This window comes from Paenibacillus xylanexedens, assembly GCF_001908275.1.
Taxonomy (GTDB): domain Bacteria; phylum Bacillota; class Bacilli; order Paenibacillales; family Paenibacillaceae; genus Paenibacillus; species Paenibacillus xylanexedens_A.
Genome location: NZ_CP018620.1, coordinates 4,752,959 through 4,770,967, shown reverse-complemented (window position 1 = coordinate 4,770,967; position 18,009 = coordinate 4,752,959). Strand labels below are relative to the sequence as shown.

13 protein-coding genes are annotated in these 18,009 nt (G+C 49.8%); all 13 read left to right on the top strand.

The genetic code is table 11. From position 1 onward, the window contains the following. Window positions 1-12: 12 nt before the first annotated feature. The 13 genes from pucL to BS614_RS20735 all read left to right on the top strand — a co-directional run bounded on the left by pucL (window position 13) and on the right by BS614_RS20735 (window position 17,908). Window positions 13-1,518 carry a factor-independent urate hydroxylase gene (gene pucL, locus BS614_RS20795; protein ID WP_074095409.1) on the top strand — a complete coding sequence of 502 codons (1,506 nt, stop codon included), beginning with the start codon at window positions 13-15 and terminating at the stop codon, window positions 1,516-1,518. Beyond that, window positions 1,518-1,895 carry a hydroxyisourate hydrolase gene (gene uraH, locus BS614_RS20790; protein WP_084174657.1) on the top strand — a complete coding sequence of 126 codons (378 nt, stop codon included), beginning with the start codon at window positions 1,518-1,520 and terminating at the stop codon, window positions 1,893-1,895. The genes pucL and uraH overlap by 1 nt, the downstream gene beginning before the upstream one ends. Before the next feature lie 44 nt (window positions 1,896-1,939). Beyond that, window positions 1,940-3,343, top strand: a complete 1,404-nt coding sequence (gene allB, locus BS614_RS20785; RefSeq protein ID WP_074095408.1) for an allantoinase AllB — start codon at window positions 1,940-1,942, stop codon at window positions 3,341-3,343. Beyond that, window positions 3,340-4,647 carry a Zn-dependent hydrolase gene (locus tag BS614_RS20780; RefSeq protein WP_074095407.1) on the top strand — a complete coding sequence of 436 codons (1,308 nt, stop codon included), beginning with the start codon at window positions 3,340-3,342 and terminating at the stop codon, window positions 4,645-4,647. The genes allB and BS614_RS20780 overlap by 4 nt, the downstream gene beginning before the upstream one ends. A gap of 6 nt (window positions 4,648-4,653) precedes the next feature. Next, the gene (locus BS614_RS20775; RefSeq protein WP_074095406.1) at window positions 4,654-5,895 is read left to right on the top strand and encodes a pyridoxal-phosphate-dependent aminotransferase family protein; all 1,242 of its coding nucleotides are present in this window, start codon (window positions 4,654-4,656) and stop codon (window positions 5,893-5,895) included. Beyond that, the gene (ggt, locus tag BS614_RS20770; protein WP_074095405.1) at window positions 5,889-7,484 is read left to right on the top strand and encodes a gamma-glutamyltransferase; all 1,596 of its coding nucleotides are present in this window, start codon (window positions 5,889-5,891) and stop codon (window positions 7,482-7,484) included. Before BS614_RS20775 ends, ggt begins: the two co-directional genes overlap by 7 nt. A gap of 138 nt (window positions 7,485-7,622) precedes the next feature. Then, window positions 7,623-8,945, top strand: coding sequence for a 5'-deoxyadenosine deaminase (locus BS614_RS20765; protein WP_047843321.1), 1,323 nt, complete (start codon window positions 7,623-7,625; stop codon window positions 8,943-8,945). Between the two features lie 42 nt (window positions 8,946-8,987). Next, on the top strand, window positions 8,988-10,271 hold the full coding sequence (locus tag BS614_RS20760; protein WP_074095404.1) for an XdhC family protein: 1,284 nt from the start codon (window positions 8,988-8,990) through the stop codon (window positions 10,269-10,271). Then, the gene (locus BS614_RS20755; protein ID WP_074095403.1) at window positions 10,237-10,884 is read left to right on the top strand and encodes a nucleotidyltransferase family protein; all 648 of its coding nucleotides are present in this window, start codon (window positions 10,237-10,239) and stop codon (window positions 10,882-10,884) included. Before BS614_RS20760 ends, BS614_RS20755 begins: the two co-directional genes overlap by 35 nt. Window positions 10,885-11,174: 290 nt before the next feature. After that, window positions 11,175-12,089 carry an FAD binding domain-containing protein gene (locus BS614_RS20750; protein ID WP_074095402.1) on the top strand — a complete coding sequence of 305 codons (915 nt, stop codon included), beginning with the start codon at window positions 11,175-11,177 and terminating at the stop codon, window positions 12,087-12,089. Window positions 12,090-12,122: 33 nt separating this feature from the next. Further along, window positions 12,123-14,450 carry a xanthine dehydrogenase subunit D gene (gene pucD / locus BS614_RS20745; protein WP_074095401.1) on the top strand — a complete coding sequence of 776 codons (2,328 nt, stop codon included), beginning with the start codon at window positions 12,123-12,125 and terminating at the stop codon, window positions 14,448-14,450. Next, entirely contained in the window at window positions 14,447-14,965 is a 519-nt protein-coding gene (locus BS614_RS20740; RefSeq protein WP_074095400.1) for a (2Fe-2S)-binding protein, read from the top strand. Before pucD ends, BS614_RS20740 begins: the two co-directional genes overlap by 4 nt. A 363-nt stretch (window positions 14,966-15,328) precedes the next feature. Continuing rightward, a complete protein-coding gene (locus BS614_RS20735; RefSeq protein WP_074095399.1) occupies window positions 15,329-17,908 on the top strand; it encodes a X2-like carbohydrate binding domain-containing protein in 2,580 nt (859 codons plus the stop codon). The last annotated feature ends 101 nt before the right edge of the window (window positions 17,909-18,009 follow it).

Below are 18,009 nucleotides of genomic sequence, written 5' to 3'. Positions count from 1 at the left end.
GGAGGTTCTAACATGCGCGACTTAATTAAACTTGTTAACAACTGGTCTATCACACAGTTTGTGCATGCGTTTGGCGGCTTATTTGAGGAATCACCATGGGTGGCTGAGCGTGCCGGGCTTTCACGACCTTTTGATTCATTTGAACAGATGATGAAAGTGATGAAAAACGTGGTTCAGGCATCGGATGAACAGGTGAAGTTGCAGTTGCTTCGAAATCACCCGGATCTTGGAGCACGAATCAGCATGAGCAGCAACTCCGTTCAGGAGCAGGCTGGTGCAGGGCTGGATTCACTTTCACAAGAACAATTCAACGAAATTCAACAATTAAACAAAGTATATACAAGCCAATTTGGCTTTCCATTCATATTGGCTGTTAAAGGCCATACCGCAAGTTCCATCCTCGAATCCATGAGGCAACGTCATCGCCGAGGCAGGGAAGAAGAATTCGAGACTGCATTAAAGGAAGTATTCAAGATAGCGGGCATTCGTTTGGAGCAGTGGCTTGCACAGATCGGTCATGAACATGAGTTCGTGAGCAAGCCAGCCGCAGTGCAGCAGCGGACCATGTATTACGGCAAAGGGGATGTCTGGATGTACCGTTCCTACGCCAAACCTTTGACGGGTATACAGTCCATTCCGGAATCTCCTTTTATGGGACGCAGCAATATTCTGTTTGGATTGAACATCAAGGTGGCTGTGCAGGGGGATGAATTCTTGCCTTCTTTTGCAGAAGGGGATAATTCGCTGGTGGTCGCAACCGATTCGATGAAAAATTTCATTCTCAAACATGCAGCGGATTACACAGGGGCGACGGTGGAAGGATTTCTTGCGCTGGTAAGTCGGCGTTTCCTGGAGACGTATCCGCAGATGAGCAAGGTTCAGATGACAGCGGACCAGATTCCGTTTGAAGATATACCCATTGGATTAGAAGGAAGTTATCGACCGAGTGCGCTCGTATTTCGTTATTCGCAGAATGATCGTGCGACAGCTGCTGTGGAAGCAGAACGAACAGGAGACTCGATTGAACTAAGCAACCATTTCAGTGGTGTAGCCGATCTGAGACTGATCAAGGTCAAAGGCAGTGAATTTGCCGGATTTATGCAGGATGAATATACCACTCTTCCAGAGACATGGGATCGACCGTTATTTATTTTCCTGAACATCAATTGGCGTTATGAAGATCCGAGAGATGGTATAGATGATCAGCGTGGACGGTATGTAGCGGCGGAACAGGTCAGAGATTTGGCTGCTGCGGTATTTCATGAGTGTCGATCCGCTTCCATTCAACATCTGATCTACCAGATTGGACGAAGGTTGTTAAGCCGATTTGAGCAACTGAGTGAGGTTTCATTTGAATCCAACAATCGGACGTGGGAGACAGTGCTGGAGGAAGTGCAAGAGGGAGAAGGCAAAGTATTTACCGAGCCGAGGCCACCATACGGATTCCAGGGTTTCTCGATGACAAGGGATGATCTGGGAACAGACGGCCGTGACTCTGGGAAAGCAGGTGACGTCTAATGTCGATGTCTGAAGGACGAATTACAACACATGTGCTGGATACATCCAAAGGCGTGCCTGCTGCGGGTGTTCGGATCGAACTGTACACCTTGAAGAGGGATGGAGAACAGGAAAGCAAGACAAAAGTGGCTGAATCGGTGACCAATGCGGATGGGCGTTTGGATGCACCGTTGCTGGATGGAGGCAAGTTGGAGCCAGCGATATATGAACTTCAATTCCATGTCGAGAGTTATTACGCACAGCGTTCGTTGGAGGAGCTGGGGCAGGCATTATGGACGATTGTTCCGATTCGTTTTGCCGTATCTGATGCCTCAAGCCATTACCATATTCCATTATTGATTGCTCCAGGAGGTTACAGTACATACCGGGGAAGCTGAATATGCACACATCCGGTTCTGATTCAGGGGGGAGGGTCATCCACATGACAACATTTGATACCATCATCCGGGGGGCCCGGGTGGTGCTGAGAGATCGGGTAGAACAACTGGATATTGGCATTACTGGTGAAAAAATAACAGACATATCCACACGGCTGGCCGCTGGCGAAGCGACTAGAATTATAGAAGCTGAAGGCCTTACAGTGATGCCGGGAGTGGTGGACATTCATGTACACTTCAATGAACCCGGACTCGCCAGTTGGGAGGGGTTCAGGTCTGGATCGGCAGCCCTTGCCGCAGGTGGAATCACGACCTATGTCGATATGCCGCTTAACGGTGTACCACCAACCACAAGGCCGGAAGCATGGGAAATGAAAATGAAAGCAGCAACAGACCAATCGTATGTTGATTATGCCTTCTGGGGGGGCTTGGTTCCCGGCAATCGTGAGGAACTTGCACCACTGTCACAGCTGGGTGCTGCCGGATTCAAGGCATTTATGTCCGAGCCGGGAGGCGAAGGGGAAGATATCTTTGCCAGAGCCGATGATCATACGCTATTGGACGGAATGCATGAACTTGCAACATTAAAACGTGTGCTGGCACTTCATGCAGAGGACGAAGGCATCGTTGCCGAACTCGGCGCGAAAAGCATTGCTGAGGGAAAGACGGAACCGATGGATTATGTCCAGTCCCGTCCTGTGGAAGCCGAAGTCGTCGCGGTTGCGCGAGCGTTGAAATACGGTGAACAGACCGGGTGTGCGCTGCATTTTGTGCATATTAGCACCCGGGAAGCCCTGGATCTAATTGCAGAGGCTAAACGGCGTGGGCAAGACGTCACTTCGGAGACATGCCCTCATTATCTGACGCTGGTCGATCAGGATGTGGTCCGTTTGGGTGCTGTAGCGAAATGTGCTCCACCACTTCGTAGCTCTTCCGAGCAGGAGCAGTTATGGGATGCACTGACTTCGGGATTGATTGATGTTATTGCCTCAGACCATTCGCCATGTCCGCCATCCATGAAAAAATCCGATAATTTCTTCGAAATCTGGGGCGGTATATCCGGAGCGCAAAGCACACTGCTGATCATGCTGGAGGACGGACATCTTCAGCGTAATATAAACCTCCCGTTGCTCGGAAGAGTACTCTCCCTTCAGCCTGCCAGAAGGCTTGGTCTGGAGAGTAAAGGGGAGATTGCAATTGGCAAGGATGCAGATCTGGTCCTGATTGACTGGGAGAGAAGCACGACCCTGAACACGGAGGATCTGCTCTATACGCATAAACAGAGCCCTTATGTGGGACGTACATTTAACTGTCAGATTGCAGACGTATTTTGCCGTGGTCAGCGCGTTTACAACTCGGAATCCGGGTTATCTCACGTGCCTATCGGGCAACACATTGCGGCTTACTCTGCTAGTCCCATCGAAGCGGGAACGGAGGAGACGTCATGAATGAGTCTGGAGTATATCGTTCATCCGGTACAAATAATGCACCTCTTCCTTTGCCGGATGTGGAACAGGTGGAGCTGCAAGCCATGCTTGACTGGCTGTCGACATATGGCGCGGATGCACAGGGTGGCGTCACACGACTGTTGTATGACTCGGCTTGGTGTGAAGCACAAGGTGCCCTTGCAGCCAAAATGCAAGAGAAAGGGCTGTCTCCCGAATTTGACCAGTCCGGTAATCTGTATGGCACACTCAAGAGTGAGGGTAAGGAATCGGCGACGGGTGCTGAAGAATTACCGATTGTGACCGGATCACATATTGATACGGTGGTGTATGGCGGCAAATATGATGGTGCTTACGGTGTGGTGGCGGGAGTCCTGGCATTGGAGTATTTGCAGAAGCATTTCGGAGCACCGAAGCGCACACTTAAAGTGGTATCGTTATGCGAAGAAGAGGGAAGTCGATTCCCTTTTGCGTATTGGGGTTCACGCAGTATAACAGGAATAACGTCTCTGGAAGATGTAGAGCATTTGAAGGATCAAGACGGCGTTACCTTTGCACAAGCGATCCGGGATGCAGGCTTTGGACCCGATAGTGCATATAGACCCGCCGCGAAAAATTACGGTGCCTTTATTGAGCTTCACATTGAGCAAGGTCAGGTTCTGGAACGTCTTGGACATTCGATTGGAGTTGTATCCGACATTGTAGGTCAGAAGCGGTTCAGTATCACGGTGAGCGGGGAAGCAAATCACGCGGGGACGACGCCAATGTCCTGGCGCAAGGACGCACTTGCCGGAGCAGCCGAGATGATTGCTGCGGTAAGGAATATCGCATTGGAAGTAGGAGAACCGCTCGTAGCCACGGTTGGGCGAATCACAGCTGATCCGGGGGTTGGGAATGTGGTTGCAGCACGGGCGGTGTTTTCACTGGATATCCGCCATATCCGGCAGGAGAGTATTGATCGCTGCTGGCAGGATATACTCCAGGCATTTAGTCGTATTGCAGCCGAGCAGCAGCTCGGACTGGACTGGGAAGAACATCTGTCGGTGACGCCCATTCCTATGAATGCAGAGATGATCTCAAACATTCAAGATACCTGTGAGCAGGAGCAGTTGTCCTACTGGTTAATGCCAAGCGGCGCTGGACATGATTCGCAGATTTTTCAGCCGGCTTGTCCGACGGCCATGATCTTTGTGCCGAGCCAGGACGGTATTAGTCATAATCCACTTGAATATACAGCTGAGGCAGACCTGATGCACGGTTTTCGAGTTCTGGTCCGGCTACTCTATAAATACGGTTACGGGAGTTGAATGAAGATGTCCACCTATAAAGAGTTATCTCCGTCCTTGCGGACCATTATGACCCCGGGGCCGGTTGAAGTTGATCCACGTGTTCTCAGAGCATTATCCTTTCCGATCCTGGGTCAGTTTGACCCGGAGTTCACATCCTTAATGAACGAGACGATGGCAATGCTGCGTGAGTTATATATGACAGATAACGAGTGGTGTTATCCAGTCGATGGTACTTCCCGTTCAGGCATTGAAGCTGTGTTGGTCAGTCTGATCCAGCCCGGTGATAAAGTTCTCGTCCCGATCTACGGACGATTCGGACATCTGCTGGTTGAAATCTCGGAACGCTGTGGCGCAGAGGTTGTTTTTTTTGAAACGGAATGGGGAACGGTATTTGATCCGGAAGAAGTGATCAAGGCGATTCATACCCATAAACCAAGTCTGGTTGCGATGGTTCACGGTGAGACTTCGACCGGACAGATGCAGCCCCTTGCCGAGATTGGCAAAGCCTGTCGCGACCTTGATATTTTACTCGTTGTGGATGCTGTGGCTACCATTGGTGGGACTCCGGTAGAGACGGATGCTTGGCATCTGGATGCGGTAATGGGTGGTACGCAGAAATGCCTGTCTGTTCCTTCAGGGATGGCACCTCTCACATACAACAGTCGAGTGGAGCAGAAACTGATGAGCCGCAAAACAGTTGAACGCGGACTGCGAGATGCAACCAGTGCGAGGGCAGAAGGCCGCACGATTGCCAGCAATTATTTTGACCTAAGCCAATTGCAGGATTACTGGAGTTCAGCACGGTTGAACCACCATACGGAGGCCACCTCCATGCTCTACGGTCTTCACGAAGGATTACGCATTCTGCTGCAAGAAGGATTGGAGGCCAGGTTCCAAAGACATCTGGTAAATGAACGTGCGTTGGTCGCTGGAATTCAGGGAATGGGACTACAGTTGTATGGGGATATGTCCAGTAAACTTCCTGTGGTCACCTGTATCACCATTCCGGAGGGGATTGATGGTGAGTCGGTGCGCAGCATGTTGCTGAACGATTTCAGCATTGAGATTGCCAGTTCATTCGGACCGTTGAAAGGACAAATCTGGCGGATCGGTACAATGGGATTCAGCTGCCAACGCAAAAACGTACTTCATGTGCTGGGAGCGCTGGAAGCTGTTCTTCTCCGTCATCGTCACGTGTTACCAGCCGGTGAAGCGGTGCAGGCCGCATTGGATGTGTATGCAGGGAAGGAGGGTGCCTTATGTTAAACCAGATGCCAATCTCCAGAGAGGTTATGGTCACCTCTCCTCATTATCTAGCGAGTGCAGTTGGAAGTTCTATCCTCCAGCAGGGCGGTAATGCTTATGATGCTGCTGTTGCGGTCAGTGCAGCTCTGGGTGTGGTATATCCGCATATGACCGGACTTGGAGGGGACGCCTTCTTCCTGGTTCATGATGGAACGAGCGGTGAGATTACCGCTTATAACGGAAGTGGCCGCTCAGCCGCAGGCATTCATGCCGATACGTTCAAAGCGATGGGCATGAATGCCATCCCTCAACGCGGTGTGCTTAGTGCCATCACGGTTCCGGGAATGGTGGATGCCTGGTGGGAAGTCTGGTCTCGGTACGGTAAGTTACCGTGGGAGCAGTTGCTTGAACCTGCCGCGCAGTATGCGGAAAAAGGATGCCCTGTATCCCGAAATCTCCGCCTGTGGATGGAAAGGGATGAAGATTTCATTATGGGGCATACACCGCTGCGAGCGGTATTTGCGCCTTTGGGTACACTTTTGCAGGAAGGTGAGCTACTGATCCAGCCTGATCTTGCTGCCTCCATTCGTCTGATTCAGACGGAAGGGCGAGATACTTTTTATACAGGAGAACTCGCGGATCGTCTGACTTCAGCTATTCGTGAGGATGGGGGCATGCTTGCCCCAGCAGACTTTGCGGGTCATCGGGGCGAGTGGGTGAAACCGGTCAGTACGGAGTATCGTGGCTATGAAGTTCATCAGATGCCGCCCAACTCGCAGGGATTCTCGATGCTGATGATGTTAAATATGCTGGAGCATACGGATCTGTCCTCTGTAGCACGTACCTCACCGGAATTCTATCATCTGATGGCGGAAGTGGTGAAAAAGGCGTTTCGGGATCGTGACCGTTATCTGACGGACCCGGATTTCAGGGACATTCCGCTGGATCACTTGTTATCCAAGGGTTATGGAGACCAACTGTGGAACGAGATTCAGTCTGCTCCACCTGTCGCACAGCCGTTTTTGTCTAAAACAATAGGTCAGGACACGGCGTATGCAGCCGTTGTTGATAGCGAAGGCAATGCCGTTTCATTCATTCAAAGCCTGTATTTTGACTTCGGTGCAGCCTATGTTCCAGGGGATACGGGGGTTATCATGCAGAACCGGGGGTCGTTTTTCTCCTTAGATCCGAGGGATGCCAACGTTTTGGAACCGAACAAACGCTCATTCCATACCCTCATGCCGGGCCTCGTTACACGAGATGGCAAACCTTATATGCTCGTGGGTACACAGGGGGGAGAAGGGCAGCCGCAGACACAATTATCTGTGCTTACCGGAGTGCTTGATTACGGGCTGAACATTCAGGAAGCAATCAGCCTGCCGCGTTGGGTGTATGGACGTACCTGGGGCGAAGAAGGCGATACGATGCGTGTGGAGAACCGATATCACGATGACGTATGTGCAACCCTTGCCCAATGGGGACATAACGTTGAAGCGAGAGCGCCGTGGGACGGCATTATGGGACAGTCGCAAGGCATTGTCATTCGTGAGGACGGTATGATTAGTGGCGCAGCAGACCCTAGAGGTGATGGTATGGCTATTGGGTGGTAACAGCTACATTGGACATTTATAAGTTCAACTAGATATTTACACGATAACAGCGATCGGAAGATTGGTCTGTCATCGGAGTGCAAGTGTAAATATGTATGAGTTGTAATATATAGACAGACACAGATAGGGGAGATTGGCATGGGAACGATCCTGCTGAAAGGTGCACAGCTTGTGACGATGAATGCAGAAGAGGAAGTGTTCATCGGAGATCTGTTGATCGAGGATAACAAAATCAAGGAGATTGCAGCGCACATCGACATGCAAGCTGACCAAGTCATTGATGCTCGCGGTAAAGTGCTGTTGCCTGGTTTCATTCAGACGCATATTCATCTGTGTCAGACCTTGTTCCGTGGACGTGCGGACGATCTGGAACTGATGGATTGGCTCCGTCAACGAATCTGGCCGCTGGAAGCAGCACATGATGAGGAGTCCGTGTATTACTCTGCGATGCTTGGACTTGGCGAATTGATCTCCAGCGGAACCACAACCATTCTGGATATGGAGACGGTACATCACACGGACTCGGCGTTTCAGGCGATGGCACAGAGTGGCATCCGGGTCATCTCCGGCAAGGTAATGATGGATCATGGAGACGAGGTTCCGGAACCCCTGCGTGAGGATACAGCAACTTCGCTGCAACAGAGTGTGGATCTGCTGGAGAAATGGAACGGGTTTGGCGGAGGTCGCATTCAATATGCTTTCTGTCCACGCTTCGTTGTATCGTGTACCGAAGAATTGCTGGTAGAGGTACGTGATCTGTCGAATAAATATCATGTCAAAGTCCACACCCATGCCTCCGAGAATCGCGGAGAGATCGAATTGGTAGAACACGAACGCGGGATGCGTAACATCGTATACCTTGATCATATCGGTCTGGCTACCCCAAGATTGGTGCTGGCTCACTGTGTATGGCTGAGTGAGGAAGAGAAGGAGATCATCCGCAAGCGCGGTGTCAAAGTCACTCACTGTCCTGGATCAAATATGAAACTTTCCTCCGGGGTAGCGGATATTCCAGATCTGCTGAATCGACAAATTGCTGTTGGGATCGGGGCAGATGGCGCCGCGTGCAACAACAATCTGGATATGTTTCAGGAGATGCGCCTCACAGCGCTGATGCAGAAGATTCCTCATGGCCCAACGGTGATGGATGCCCGGACCGTATTACGCATGGCTACCATGGGCGGTGCAGAGGTGCTGGGCTTGTCGAAGGAAATTGGCAGCCTCGAAGTGGGAAAAAAGGCAGATATGCTACTGCTGGATCTGGATGATTTCCACACGTACCCTTCCTATGAGACAGATGTCTATTCTCGCGTGGTCTATTCGGCAACACGTAGCTGTGTGGACACCGTTATTATCGATGGCAGCATTGTACTCAAAAATCGCAAGATTCAGACGATTGATCGTGGCATTGTGCTGCGTGAGTCGGATAAAAGCATTGCGAGATTGATGAAGCGCATCTGATCGAAGGAAGCTTATGCGATTCCAGAAAGGATGGGGACCGATATGGAAATGCATGATCTGTGTGCAATCGCAGCCCGTGAAACGCGCTGCGTGCTCGCAACAGCGATTAAGGTAGAGGGTCATGCTTACCGTAAGCAGGGAGTCTCTATGCTGTTGACCGAGGATGGCAAAATGGTTGGTAGTATCAGTCCGGGATGTATGGAGAGTGATCTTCAGGCCCGGGTGAGCCATGTACTGGATACGAAGCAGATGGAATTCGCGGAATACGACATGCGTCCCGAGGATGATCTGTCCTGGGGTGAGACTATTGGCTGCGGCGGACTCGTTGTTGTGTTGCTTGAACCTGTGTGTGGTGAACTCCGATATACGTTGCATAAGATGTACGAGTGTTTTCAATCCGGCAGTGCAACAGCGTTAACCCGAACGTTCCAAGATGATTACACGAAGGTTCAATATGGCTGGAAACGGATTGAACCAACGGGTACTCGGCGCCAGCCAATCTTGCGTCCTTCGCTCGTCCCTCCTCATGATCGCGTGGCGAATTATAATCAAGCTTCATTGCAGGTTGATGTACAGCACAGCAGTGGAAATACCAAGCATGAACATACGGCATCAACACAACATTCTCCCGACATACCTCGCCTTACGCTTGTGCCTGAAATGGTAACTGCTACGTCAAACGGATCTCACTCATCCCATCTATCCGGTGATTCACAACATATCTCTGAGTCTGATGCTGAAATACCCACAAACGACGGGATTTCAACGAATCCCTGGGAGCTTCCGCAGCAACTTACTTCGCTGTACACGCCTAAACCTCGCCTGATTATCATCGGAGCCGGGAATGATGTTATTCCTGTTGCCAGACTCGCCGGGTCTGCAGGATTCCGAGTAGTTGTAGCCGATTGGCGAGAGTCCTTATGCACCTCGGAACGATTCCCTGAAGCTGAACTTGTACTTGGTTTCCCACGTGAGATTATGCCTTTGTTAAACGTGCACAACGGAGATTATTTGATTTTAATGAGTCACAATTTCCCCCGCGAACGTGAACTGCTGGAGATGTTAGTGGACTGTGAGTACGCGTATCTTGGCATCATGGGTTCCAAAACACGAACAGCCCGTCTGCTGGATGGCTTACCACCGTTGAAATATGTGCATTCTCCCGTTGGTTTGAGCATCGGAGCGGATGGTCCTGAACAGATCGCCATCAGCATTGCAGCTGAATTGATCGCATGTAAACATAAGGTTTCTTCCTTGAGTTCCGAGCTGGGGCAGAAGGGAAGCGTTGCACATGCGAATGACGGGCATAGTACTGGCAGCAGGTAAGAGTTGTCGCCTTGGTCGGGATAAACTCTCGGTTGTCATGCCAGACGGGAGGTCACTGGCTGCATGGTCACTGGAAGCTGCGCTGAATTCGGATCTGGATCAAGTGGTCTGTGTAGTCAAACCGGAAGATTCATTGGCGTGGCTGCCTGTAAAATGGGTTGATTCAGCCGCATATGCTTATCATGCCACAGCACGACTTCGAATTGTGGCCTGTGCAGACTATGCTTGCGGCATGGCCAGTTCTCTTCATTCTGGCGTATTGTCGGCCATGGAGTACAAACCGGAGGGCATTCTCATGCTTCTGGGGGATCAGCCTTTATTACAAGCACAGGATATCAATCTAGTGACCACAGCACTGGCTACCCACAAGCTGAGTGACTATGTCGCAGCTACCGACGGTGAGGGAGGCAAGCCGCCCGTTGCTTTTCGCTCCCATATGTTCGGACCTCTGTTGTCCTTGCATGGAGATGAGGGGGCACGCAAGATTATGCGCAGCGCTAACTATTCAGGTGTACATGTACCACTGTCTGAGACTAGTTTCTGGGATGCGGATACAGAACCGGAATTGGAACGTATTCTGAATCATGTATACGAGTCGGATCAAACAGACTAAATAACAGGAGAAGATTATTAACTATGTATAATTTAATTACATGATCAGGTCAGCCAGGCAGTCTGGTTGGCCTGTTTGTCTTCTTTTATCATGTGATGAAAGAGAGCCTATGTTAGCTTTCGATAGATCATAATGCATCAAGCACAAATAAAACGCGGGTTTTATACATTTATCCAAAACGATGTAAAGGTAATTGACGTTGCTGCTGAACTCTCATATGATTTGAAGAATTATTTGGATTAGACGGTTGAATTTCCTGCCCATGGAAGAGAGAGAAAGGGGATGCAGCGATGGTAACACCGGCATACGGTTCTGGAGCCATGCCATCGGTATGGCAACCTGAGAATCTGCAAGAACTGCAAGCGTTGAGAAGTAGACTCAAGGGAATATGTTGTTTCACGGCAGGTGGAACATTGCTACGAACCCAGTGGGAGGGCGGCTTGGTTCCAGCGCCTGAACACTTGATTAGCCTGGGTCGTATTCCTGAAATGAACGGTGTATCTATTCGTGGAGATGAGCTGGTCATTGGCGCAATGACCCGATTAAAGGAATGTGCTGCACAAGCGTTGCTGTATCAACTGCCGATCCTGCAAGAAGCGGTGAACGCAATTGCTGCTCCTTCCATTCGAAATGTGGCAACCATTGGCGGGAACATTGTGTCCGGAGTAGGGGATACACTGACTGCTTTGCTTGTATATGATGCGGAGCTGCACTGGTTGACGGACAGCGGCATCGAGATCCGCAGTGTGACTTCCTGGCTTCAGGGTGGACGGGATGGCAGCCGTAATCCAGGGGATGTATTAATCTCGATTCATATCCCGATGAGATCGTCCTCTCTGTTTGATGTGGACAGTGGGCACAAGCCTGCTGCACGAGAAGTTTCCTTTTACCGCAAGTTGGGTCGACGGGAGACGTTCAGTGCATCGCTGGTGACGGTTGCGTTGTATGGAGAGATTAATTCGGATAAATGCTGGACCAAGATTGCGATTGCGGCTGGTGGAGGCTCAGGCATGGCGATGCGACTTCTGGAGTCGGAACAACGGCTTCTTGGTAGCGAAGCTTCTGTCATGCAAGCGGCAACTCTTGCAGCTGCTGTGGCTGAAGAGTTTACGACGTACGGTGATGTATTTGCAACGGAACATTATCGCAAGCAGACCGCAGCCAACATGCTTGGCGCCGGGCTATGGGAGGCACTTCACGAATAGACGAATGGGATCAAGCAAAGGGGGAGAGGGATCATGCTGCTGAATCGGAAACAGAGCGGGAAACGCTGGCACCTGCGGCCAGATGGGGCACCCAAAGTAACAGGCCAGCTTCAATATCTGACGGATATGACGCTACCTGACATGATTCATGGCAGAGTATTGCGAAGCGAATATCCTTATGCTCGCATTCTGTCTATAGATACTTCAGAAGCTGAGGCGTTGGAAGGTGTCTATGCGGTTCTGACCTCCAAAGATGTGCTTGGTCTGAATCGTTTTGGTATTGCGACCCCGGATCAGCCTGTGTTCTGCGAGGATATTGTACGTTATGTTGGGGATGCCATTGCAGCGGTAGCTGCGGATTCCCCGGAACGTGCGGCGCTTGCACTGGATGCGATCCGTGTAGTGTATGAGGAACTCACACCTCTGAATAGTACAGACGCTGCCTTGGCTCCAGATGCACCAGAGCTGCATAAACATGGACCAGGTAATGTGCTGCATAGGACGGAGATCAAACGTGGAGACGCCGAGCAAGCTTTTGCCACTTGTGATCATATCGTGACAGAGACGTATTTTACGCCTCGCCAGATGCATGCGTATATGGAGACAGAAGGTGGCCTGTTTGTCCCGGATGAAGAGGGAAGGCTGAATGTATACGCGGCAACGCAACATGGCTATAAAGACCGGATGCAGCTTGCACGCATTATTGGCTGTCCTGAAGAAGATATCCGGGTGGTATCTTCACCGATTGGTGGTTCGTTTGGCGGAAAAGATGAACTAAACGTACAGCCCTATGGTGCACTACTGGCCTTGAGATGCGGACGTCCTGTGAAAATGCATAATTCTCGTAAAGAATCCGTACGTGCAGGGCTGAAACGGCACCCAATGAAGATTGAAATGCAGACTGGCATGAGTCGAGAAGGCATCATCCAAGCGCATCGTGTCCGTATAACAGCAGATACCGGAGCGTACGCGACACTTGGCGCACCCGTGCTGAACTTCTGTACCGAGCATTGCCTTGGACCCTACGCCATTCCAAATGTGGATGTGGAAGGTGTATCTGTATATACGAATAACGGGCTGTCAGGTGAGTTTCGCGGATTTGGCGGGAATCAGGCGATTTTTGCCATGGAAGGCCAGATGGATCGGCTTGCAGAAATCATGAACATGGACCCTTGGGAGTTCCGCAGACGTAATATGCGTGAAAAGAATGATCCTGGACCACTGAATCAACGCATTCTGGTTACGGATGGACTGTCCCAAGTGTGGGAGGCATTGGATCGCTCCGAACTGTGGCAAAAACATCAGAGTCCCCCGGCAGATCCTGCTCTGCCGCCGTGGATCAAACGCGGAGTCGGAGCAGCCATCGCCATGCATGGTGCAGGGCTGGGTTATGGCATTCCAGATCCTGCGGGAGGCCGCCTGTCCCTGAACAACGAAGGCAAGATTGAGGTGGCGTTCAGCTACGAGGAATTTGGTCAGGGGCTCATTGCAACGCTGGAAATTATGTTATGTGATCTGTTCCAATGCAGTACATCGGATCTCAGTATTATCATCGGCGATACGGATCGTGTGCCCCACAGCGGATCAAGTACAGCTTCACGTTCAACAACGATGGCATGGATGGCTCTTCAACGCTTACAGACTCCATTTCGTTCCCATGTTCTCACTGTTGCCTCTGCCTTGTCAGGCGTTCCGGCAGATGAACTGGTAACAGGACCTGGTGGTGTATGGCGCAAAGGCCAGCTTCCTGCCGAAACTTCAGAAGTAGAATCAGAATCAGGCTTTGTGGTTTCGTATGCCGAACTCGCAACGCAGGGCGAAGCCGATGAATGGATTTTCGATACAAAGTTCGATTATCCAACTACGCCAGACAACGTAGTAGGCGGGCATTATTTGTATACGTATGCGGCGGTTGCAGCAGAGGTGGAAGTAAATACTTTGACCGGAGAAACCAAGCTTCTTGATACGCGCCATGTTGTTGCGGCAGGTCCAGTTATCAACCCGATGGGCTATATTGGACAGATTGAAGGCGGGAGTGTCATGGCGCTTGGATTCACGTTAACGGAGGATGCGGTCATGCAGGACAGCCGTTATGTAACCACGAACCTCGACACGTATCTGATCCCAACCATTCAGGATATTCATACCAATCTGGAGGTTGAGGCTATTGAAGACTTACCCGAAGGTGATGCTTTTGGTCCTAGGGGGATCGGTGAGATAGGCTCCGTTGCGCTTGCGCCGGCCATAACAGCTGCAATTCATCAGGCGACAGGCATATGGGTTAACCGTCTTCCTGTACCGAGGGAACAACTGGTCAGACCTTTAAATGTACCTTTGCAGGAAGGAGTGAGTCCATCATGAGTAAGCCACTTGAGAATCACTGGACAGCCGTTGTGAATGGTGAAGAGAAACATCTGGAGATCGCGCAAACGACCCGACTTGTCGATGTGCTTCGGACTCATTTGCAACTAACGGGTACCAAAGTATCCTGCGAAGTCGGTCGCTGCGGCGCATGTATGGTTCTGATGGATGGAGAGCCCGTGAATTCCTGTCTTGTCATGGCTTATCAATGTGCAGGCAGTGACATTATGACGATTGAAGGTCTGCACGGGGACGAGAAAGGCACTCTGCATCCGATTCAACAGGCTTTTGTGGAGGAAGGTGGCTTTCAGTGCGGCTACTGTACTCCAGGCATGGTGATCTCAACCAAGGCATTACTGGATGCACATCCTGAGCCTTCTCAAGAACAGATTGAAACGGGATTATGCGGAAATCTGTGTCGTTGTACCGGCTACGGTGGCATCATTCGGGCGGTACGCAAGGCAGGGGAACGCTGTGTGGTGAAAGAAACGTCTGCCGAGGAAACCGTAAGTTGAGCCGGGACCTAGGCCGAAGACATAAGCAAGGGCAATTGAAGAAATATACGTGAAAAAGCATCCAAATAGGAATGCTTTTTTTTGTTGTTTATCAGTTTTTCTTTCAAGTACACATCTAATGTGAGATGAAGTTTCATACGCTAAATTGATTAGATTATGAACCGTTTTCGTCAATTATCAAGTCGGATGAGAGAAAGGAAATATAATGTTCAAAGTACTGGTACAAAAGAATTTCAAACATTCTCATTCACCATATATTTACAAATATTGGTATGCATGCTATGTTTAAAATGAAAGCGCCATCATGAATGGGTTCATTGACATTTCATTATCATATTTCACTTGGGAAGGAAGATGGAATTGATGAAAAATTTGCTCAAAAAGGCAACCGCAATGATGCTGGCATTGGTCCTACTGCTTGGATTAATGACAGCGCCCGTTCATGCAGACACACCGTTGTTCACCATCGAAAGCGAAGATGCGCAGCTCACCCCGGATCTTCAAGTGGTTACTTCAATCTATGGGCAGCCCAAGCCCGGATTCTCAGGTGCCGGATTTGTCTGGATGCAGAACTCTGGCACACTAACCTTCACAGTTACTGTCCCGGAAACCGGCATGTACGCAATCTCCACACGATATATGCAGGAGCTTAGTGCAGATGGCAGGTCACAAAATTTAATCGTAAATGGTGTTACGAAAGGGGCGTATATGCTGCCTTACACGACAACATGGTCAGACTTCGATTTTGGCTTTCACAAGTTGAATCAGGGTGCCAACACGATTGAGCTGAAGGCTGGCTGGGGCTTCGCGTATTTTGATACTTTTACAGTGGATCATGCGGATCTGGATCCCCTGAATGTACAACCAGTTCTCACTGATCCTGAAGCTACACCGGAAACTCAAATTTTGATGAATTATTTAACGGAGGTATACGGAAACAACATTATTTCTGGTCAGCAAGAGATCTACGGAGGAGGGAATGACGGAGATACAGAGCTTGAATTCGAATGGATTCATGATCTGACCGGAAAGTATCCGGCAATCCGTGGTTTTGATCTGATGAATTATAATCCGTTGTATGGTTGGGAGGACGGTACAACCGATCGCATGATTGATTGGGTGAATAACCGTGAAGGTATTGCAACAGCTTCCTGGCATATCAATGTACCTCGTAATTTCAATACGTATGAGCTTGGGGACTTTGTGGATTGGAAAGAGGCTACCTACAAGCCAACAGAAACGAATTTTAATACAGCAAATGCGGTAATTCCCGGTACGAAAGAGTATCAATACGTGATGATGACCATCGAGGATCTGGCAGAACAATTATTGATTTTGCAAGACAACAACGTGCCGGTTCTGTTCCGTCCGTATCATGAAGCAGAAGGCAACGGCGGGCTGAACGGGGAAGGTGCATGGTTCTGGTGGGCTTCGGCAGGCGCAGAAGTGTACAAAGAGCTATGGGATCTGCTTTATACCGAACTGACTGAGACGTATGGCTTGCACAATCTGATCTGGACCTACAACAGCTACGTATACAGTACTTCTCCTGCCTGGTATCCGGGCGATGATCAGGTAGATCTCGTCGGATATGATAAATACAATACGATCTACAACCGTTATGACGGCTTGTCCGGCGTACCGAATGAGGATGCAATTACCTCGATTTTCTATAAGCTTGTTGAGTTGACGAACGGTACGAAAATGGTAGCCATGACGGAGAACGACACGATTCCAAGCGTGAAAAATCTGACAGAGGAGAAATCAGGATGGTTGTACTTCTGTCCTTGGTATGGCGAGCATCTGATGAGTTCTGCTTTTAATTACCCGGCAACATTGAAAACGCTTTATCAAAGTGATTATGTCATTACGCTGGATGAGCTGCCAAATCTAAAGGTTAACAATCCCAATCCCAGTGCATCCATCACACCTGGAAACGTTGAATTTGACAAATACACACCCAATCAAAGTGACAAAACCGTAACTGTGAATGCAAACGGCAATACGCTAACTGCTCTCCGGGCAGGCAACAATGCGTTGACCGCAATAACAGACTATACCTTGAACGGAAGCACATTGCTGCTGAAAAAAGCTTATCTGGCAACCCTGCCAGTTGGCGAGCATTCGATTGTTCTGGATTTTAATCAAGGTCAGGACCCTGTGTTAAAAGTCAAAATTGTGGAATCAACACCGAGTACAAATGCTGTGATTTCTCCTGTGAATGCAACATTTGATAAAGCGACGAATCCCGCACAGGATATTTCCGTATCTATCACCTTAAATGGCCGTCAGCTTACAAGCATCACAAAGGGGGATGTTACACTTGTAGCGGGTCAGAATTATACAGCATCCAGCTCTGCTGTTGTTCTGAACAAATCCTATCTCGCAACGCTTCCGCTGGGCCAGAACGTATTGACCTTTCACTTCAATGGAGGAAATGACGCTGTGTTAACGGTGAACGTCATAGATAGCACGGTTACTGTGCCAGCAGGGGATTTGACGATTCAAGCTTTTAACGGCAATACAAGTGCATCCACCAACGGCGTCTCACCCAAGTTCAAATTGGTCAACTCAGGCAATTCGGCTATTCCGTTAAGTGATGTAAAACTCCGGTATTACTATACGATCGACGGGGAGGAAGCTCAGAGTTTCTGGTCCGACTGGGCCAGTATGGGCAGTGCGAATGTAACGAGCCAATTCGTTAAACTGGCGACTCCAGTTGCCGGAGCGGATCACTATCTTGAAGTGGGCTTTACAAGTGCAGCGGGATCACTGAATGCGGGCCAGAGCGCAGAGATTCAAACACGCTTTTCCAAAAACAATTGGACGAATTACACACAGACTAATGATTACTCGTTCAAGGCATCCGGTAGTCAGTTCGCAAACCATGATAAGGTTACCGGGTATGTGAACGGTCAGCTGGTATGGGGAATTGAGCCGTAAAGGTAGATAGCACGTTTAATGGGCTGGATCAGGGATTGAACCTCTGATCCAGCCTTTTTATGGTGTAGAAGGTGTACACCGATTAGACCGAATGTTCTTTT

Bases quoted from the DNA above. Each gene is read 5' to 3' on its own strand.
- pucD (WP_074095401.1), top strand. From the start codon at position 12,123: ATGCTGCTGAATCGGAAACAGAGCGGGAAACGCTGGCACCTGCGGCCA.
- BS614_RS20780 (WP_074095407.1), top strand. From the start codon at position 3,340: ATGAATGAGTCTGGAGTATATCGTTCATCCGGTACAAATAATGCACCT.
- BS614_RS20775 (WP_074095406.1), top strand. From the start codon at position 4,654: ATGTCCACCTATAAAGAGTTATCTCCGTCCTTGCGGACCATTATGACC.
- ggt (WP_074095405.1), top strand. From the start codon at position 5,889: ATGTTAAACCAGATGCCAATCTCCAGAGAGGTTATGGTCACCTCTCCT.
- BS614_RS20740 (WP_074095400.1), top strand. From the start codon at position 14,447: ATGAGTAAGCCACTTGAGAATCACTGGACAGCCGTTGTGAATGGTGAA.
- BS614_RS20765 (WP_047843321.1), top strand. From the start codon at position 7,623: ATGGGAACGATCCTGCTGAAAGGTGCACAGCTTGTGACGATGAATGCA.
- BS614_RS20760 (WP_074095404.1), top strand. From the start codon at position 8,988: ATGGAAATGCATGATCTGTGTGCAATCGCAGCCCGTGAAACGCGCTGC.
- uraH (WP_084174657.1), top strand. From the start codon at position 1,518: ATGTCGATGTCTGAAGGACGAATTACAACACATGTGCTGGATACATCC.
- allB (WP_074095408.1), top strand. From the start codon at position 1,940: ATGACAACATTTGATACCATCATCCGGGGGGCCCGGGTGGTGCTGAGA.
- BS614_RS20735 (WP_074095399.1), top strand. From the start codon at position 15,329: ATGAAAAATTTGCTCAAAAAGGCAACCGCAATGATGCTGGCATTGGTC.
- BS614_RS20750 (WP_074095402.1), top strand. From the start codon at position 11,175: ATGGTAACACCGGCATACGGTTCTGGAGCCATGCCATCGGTATGGCAA.
- pucL (WP_074095409.1), top strand. From the start codon at position 13: ATGCGCGACTTAATTAAACTTGTTAACAACTGGTCTATCACACAGTTT.
- BS614_RS20755 (WP_074095403.1), top strand. From the start codon at position 10,237: ATGCGAATGACGGGCATAGTACTGGCAGCAGGTAAGAGTTGTCGCCTT.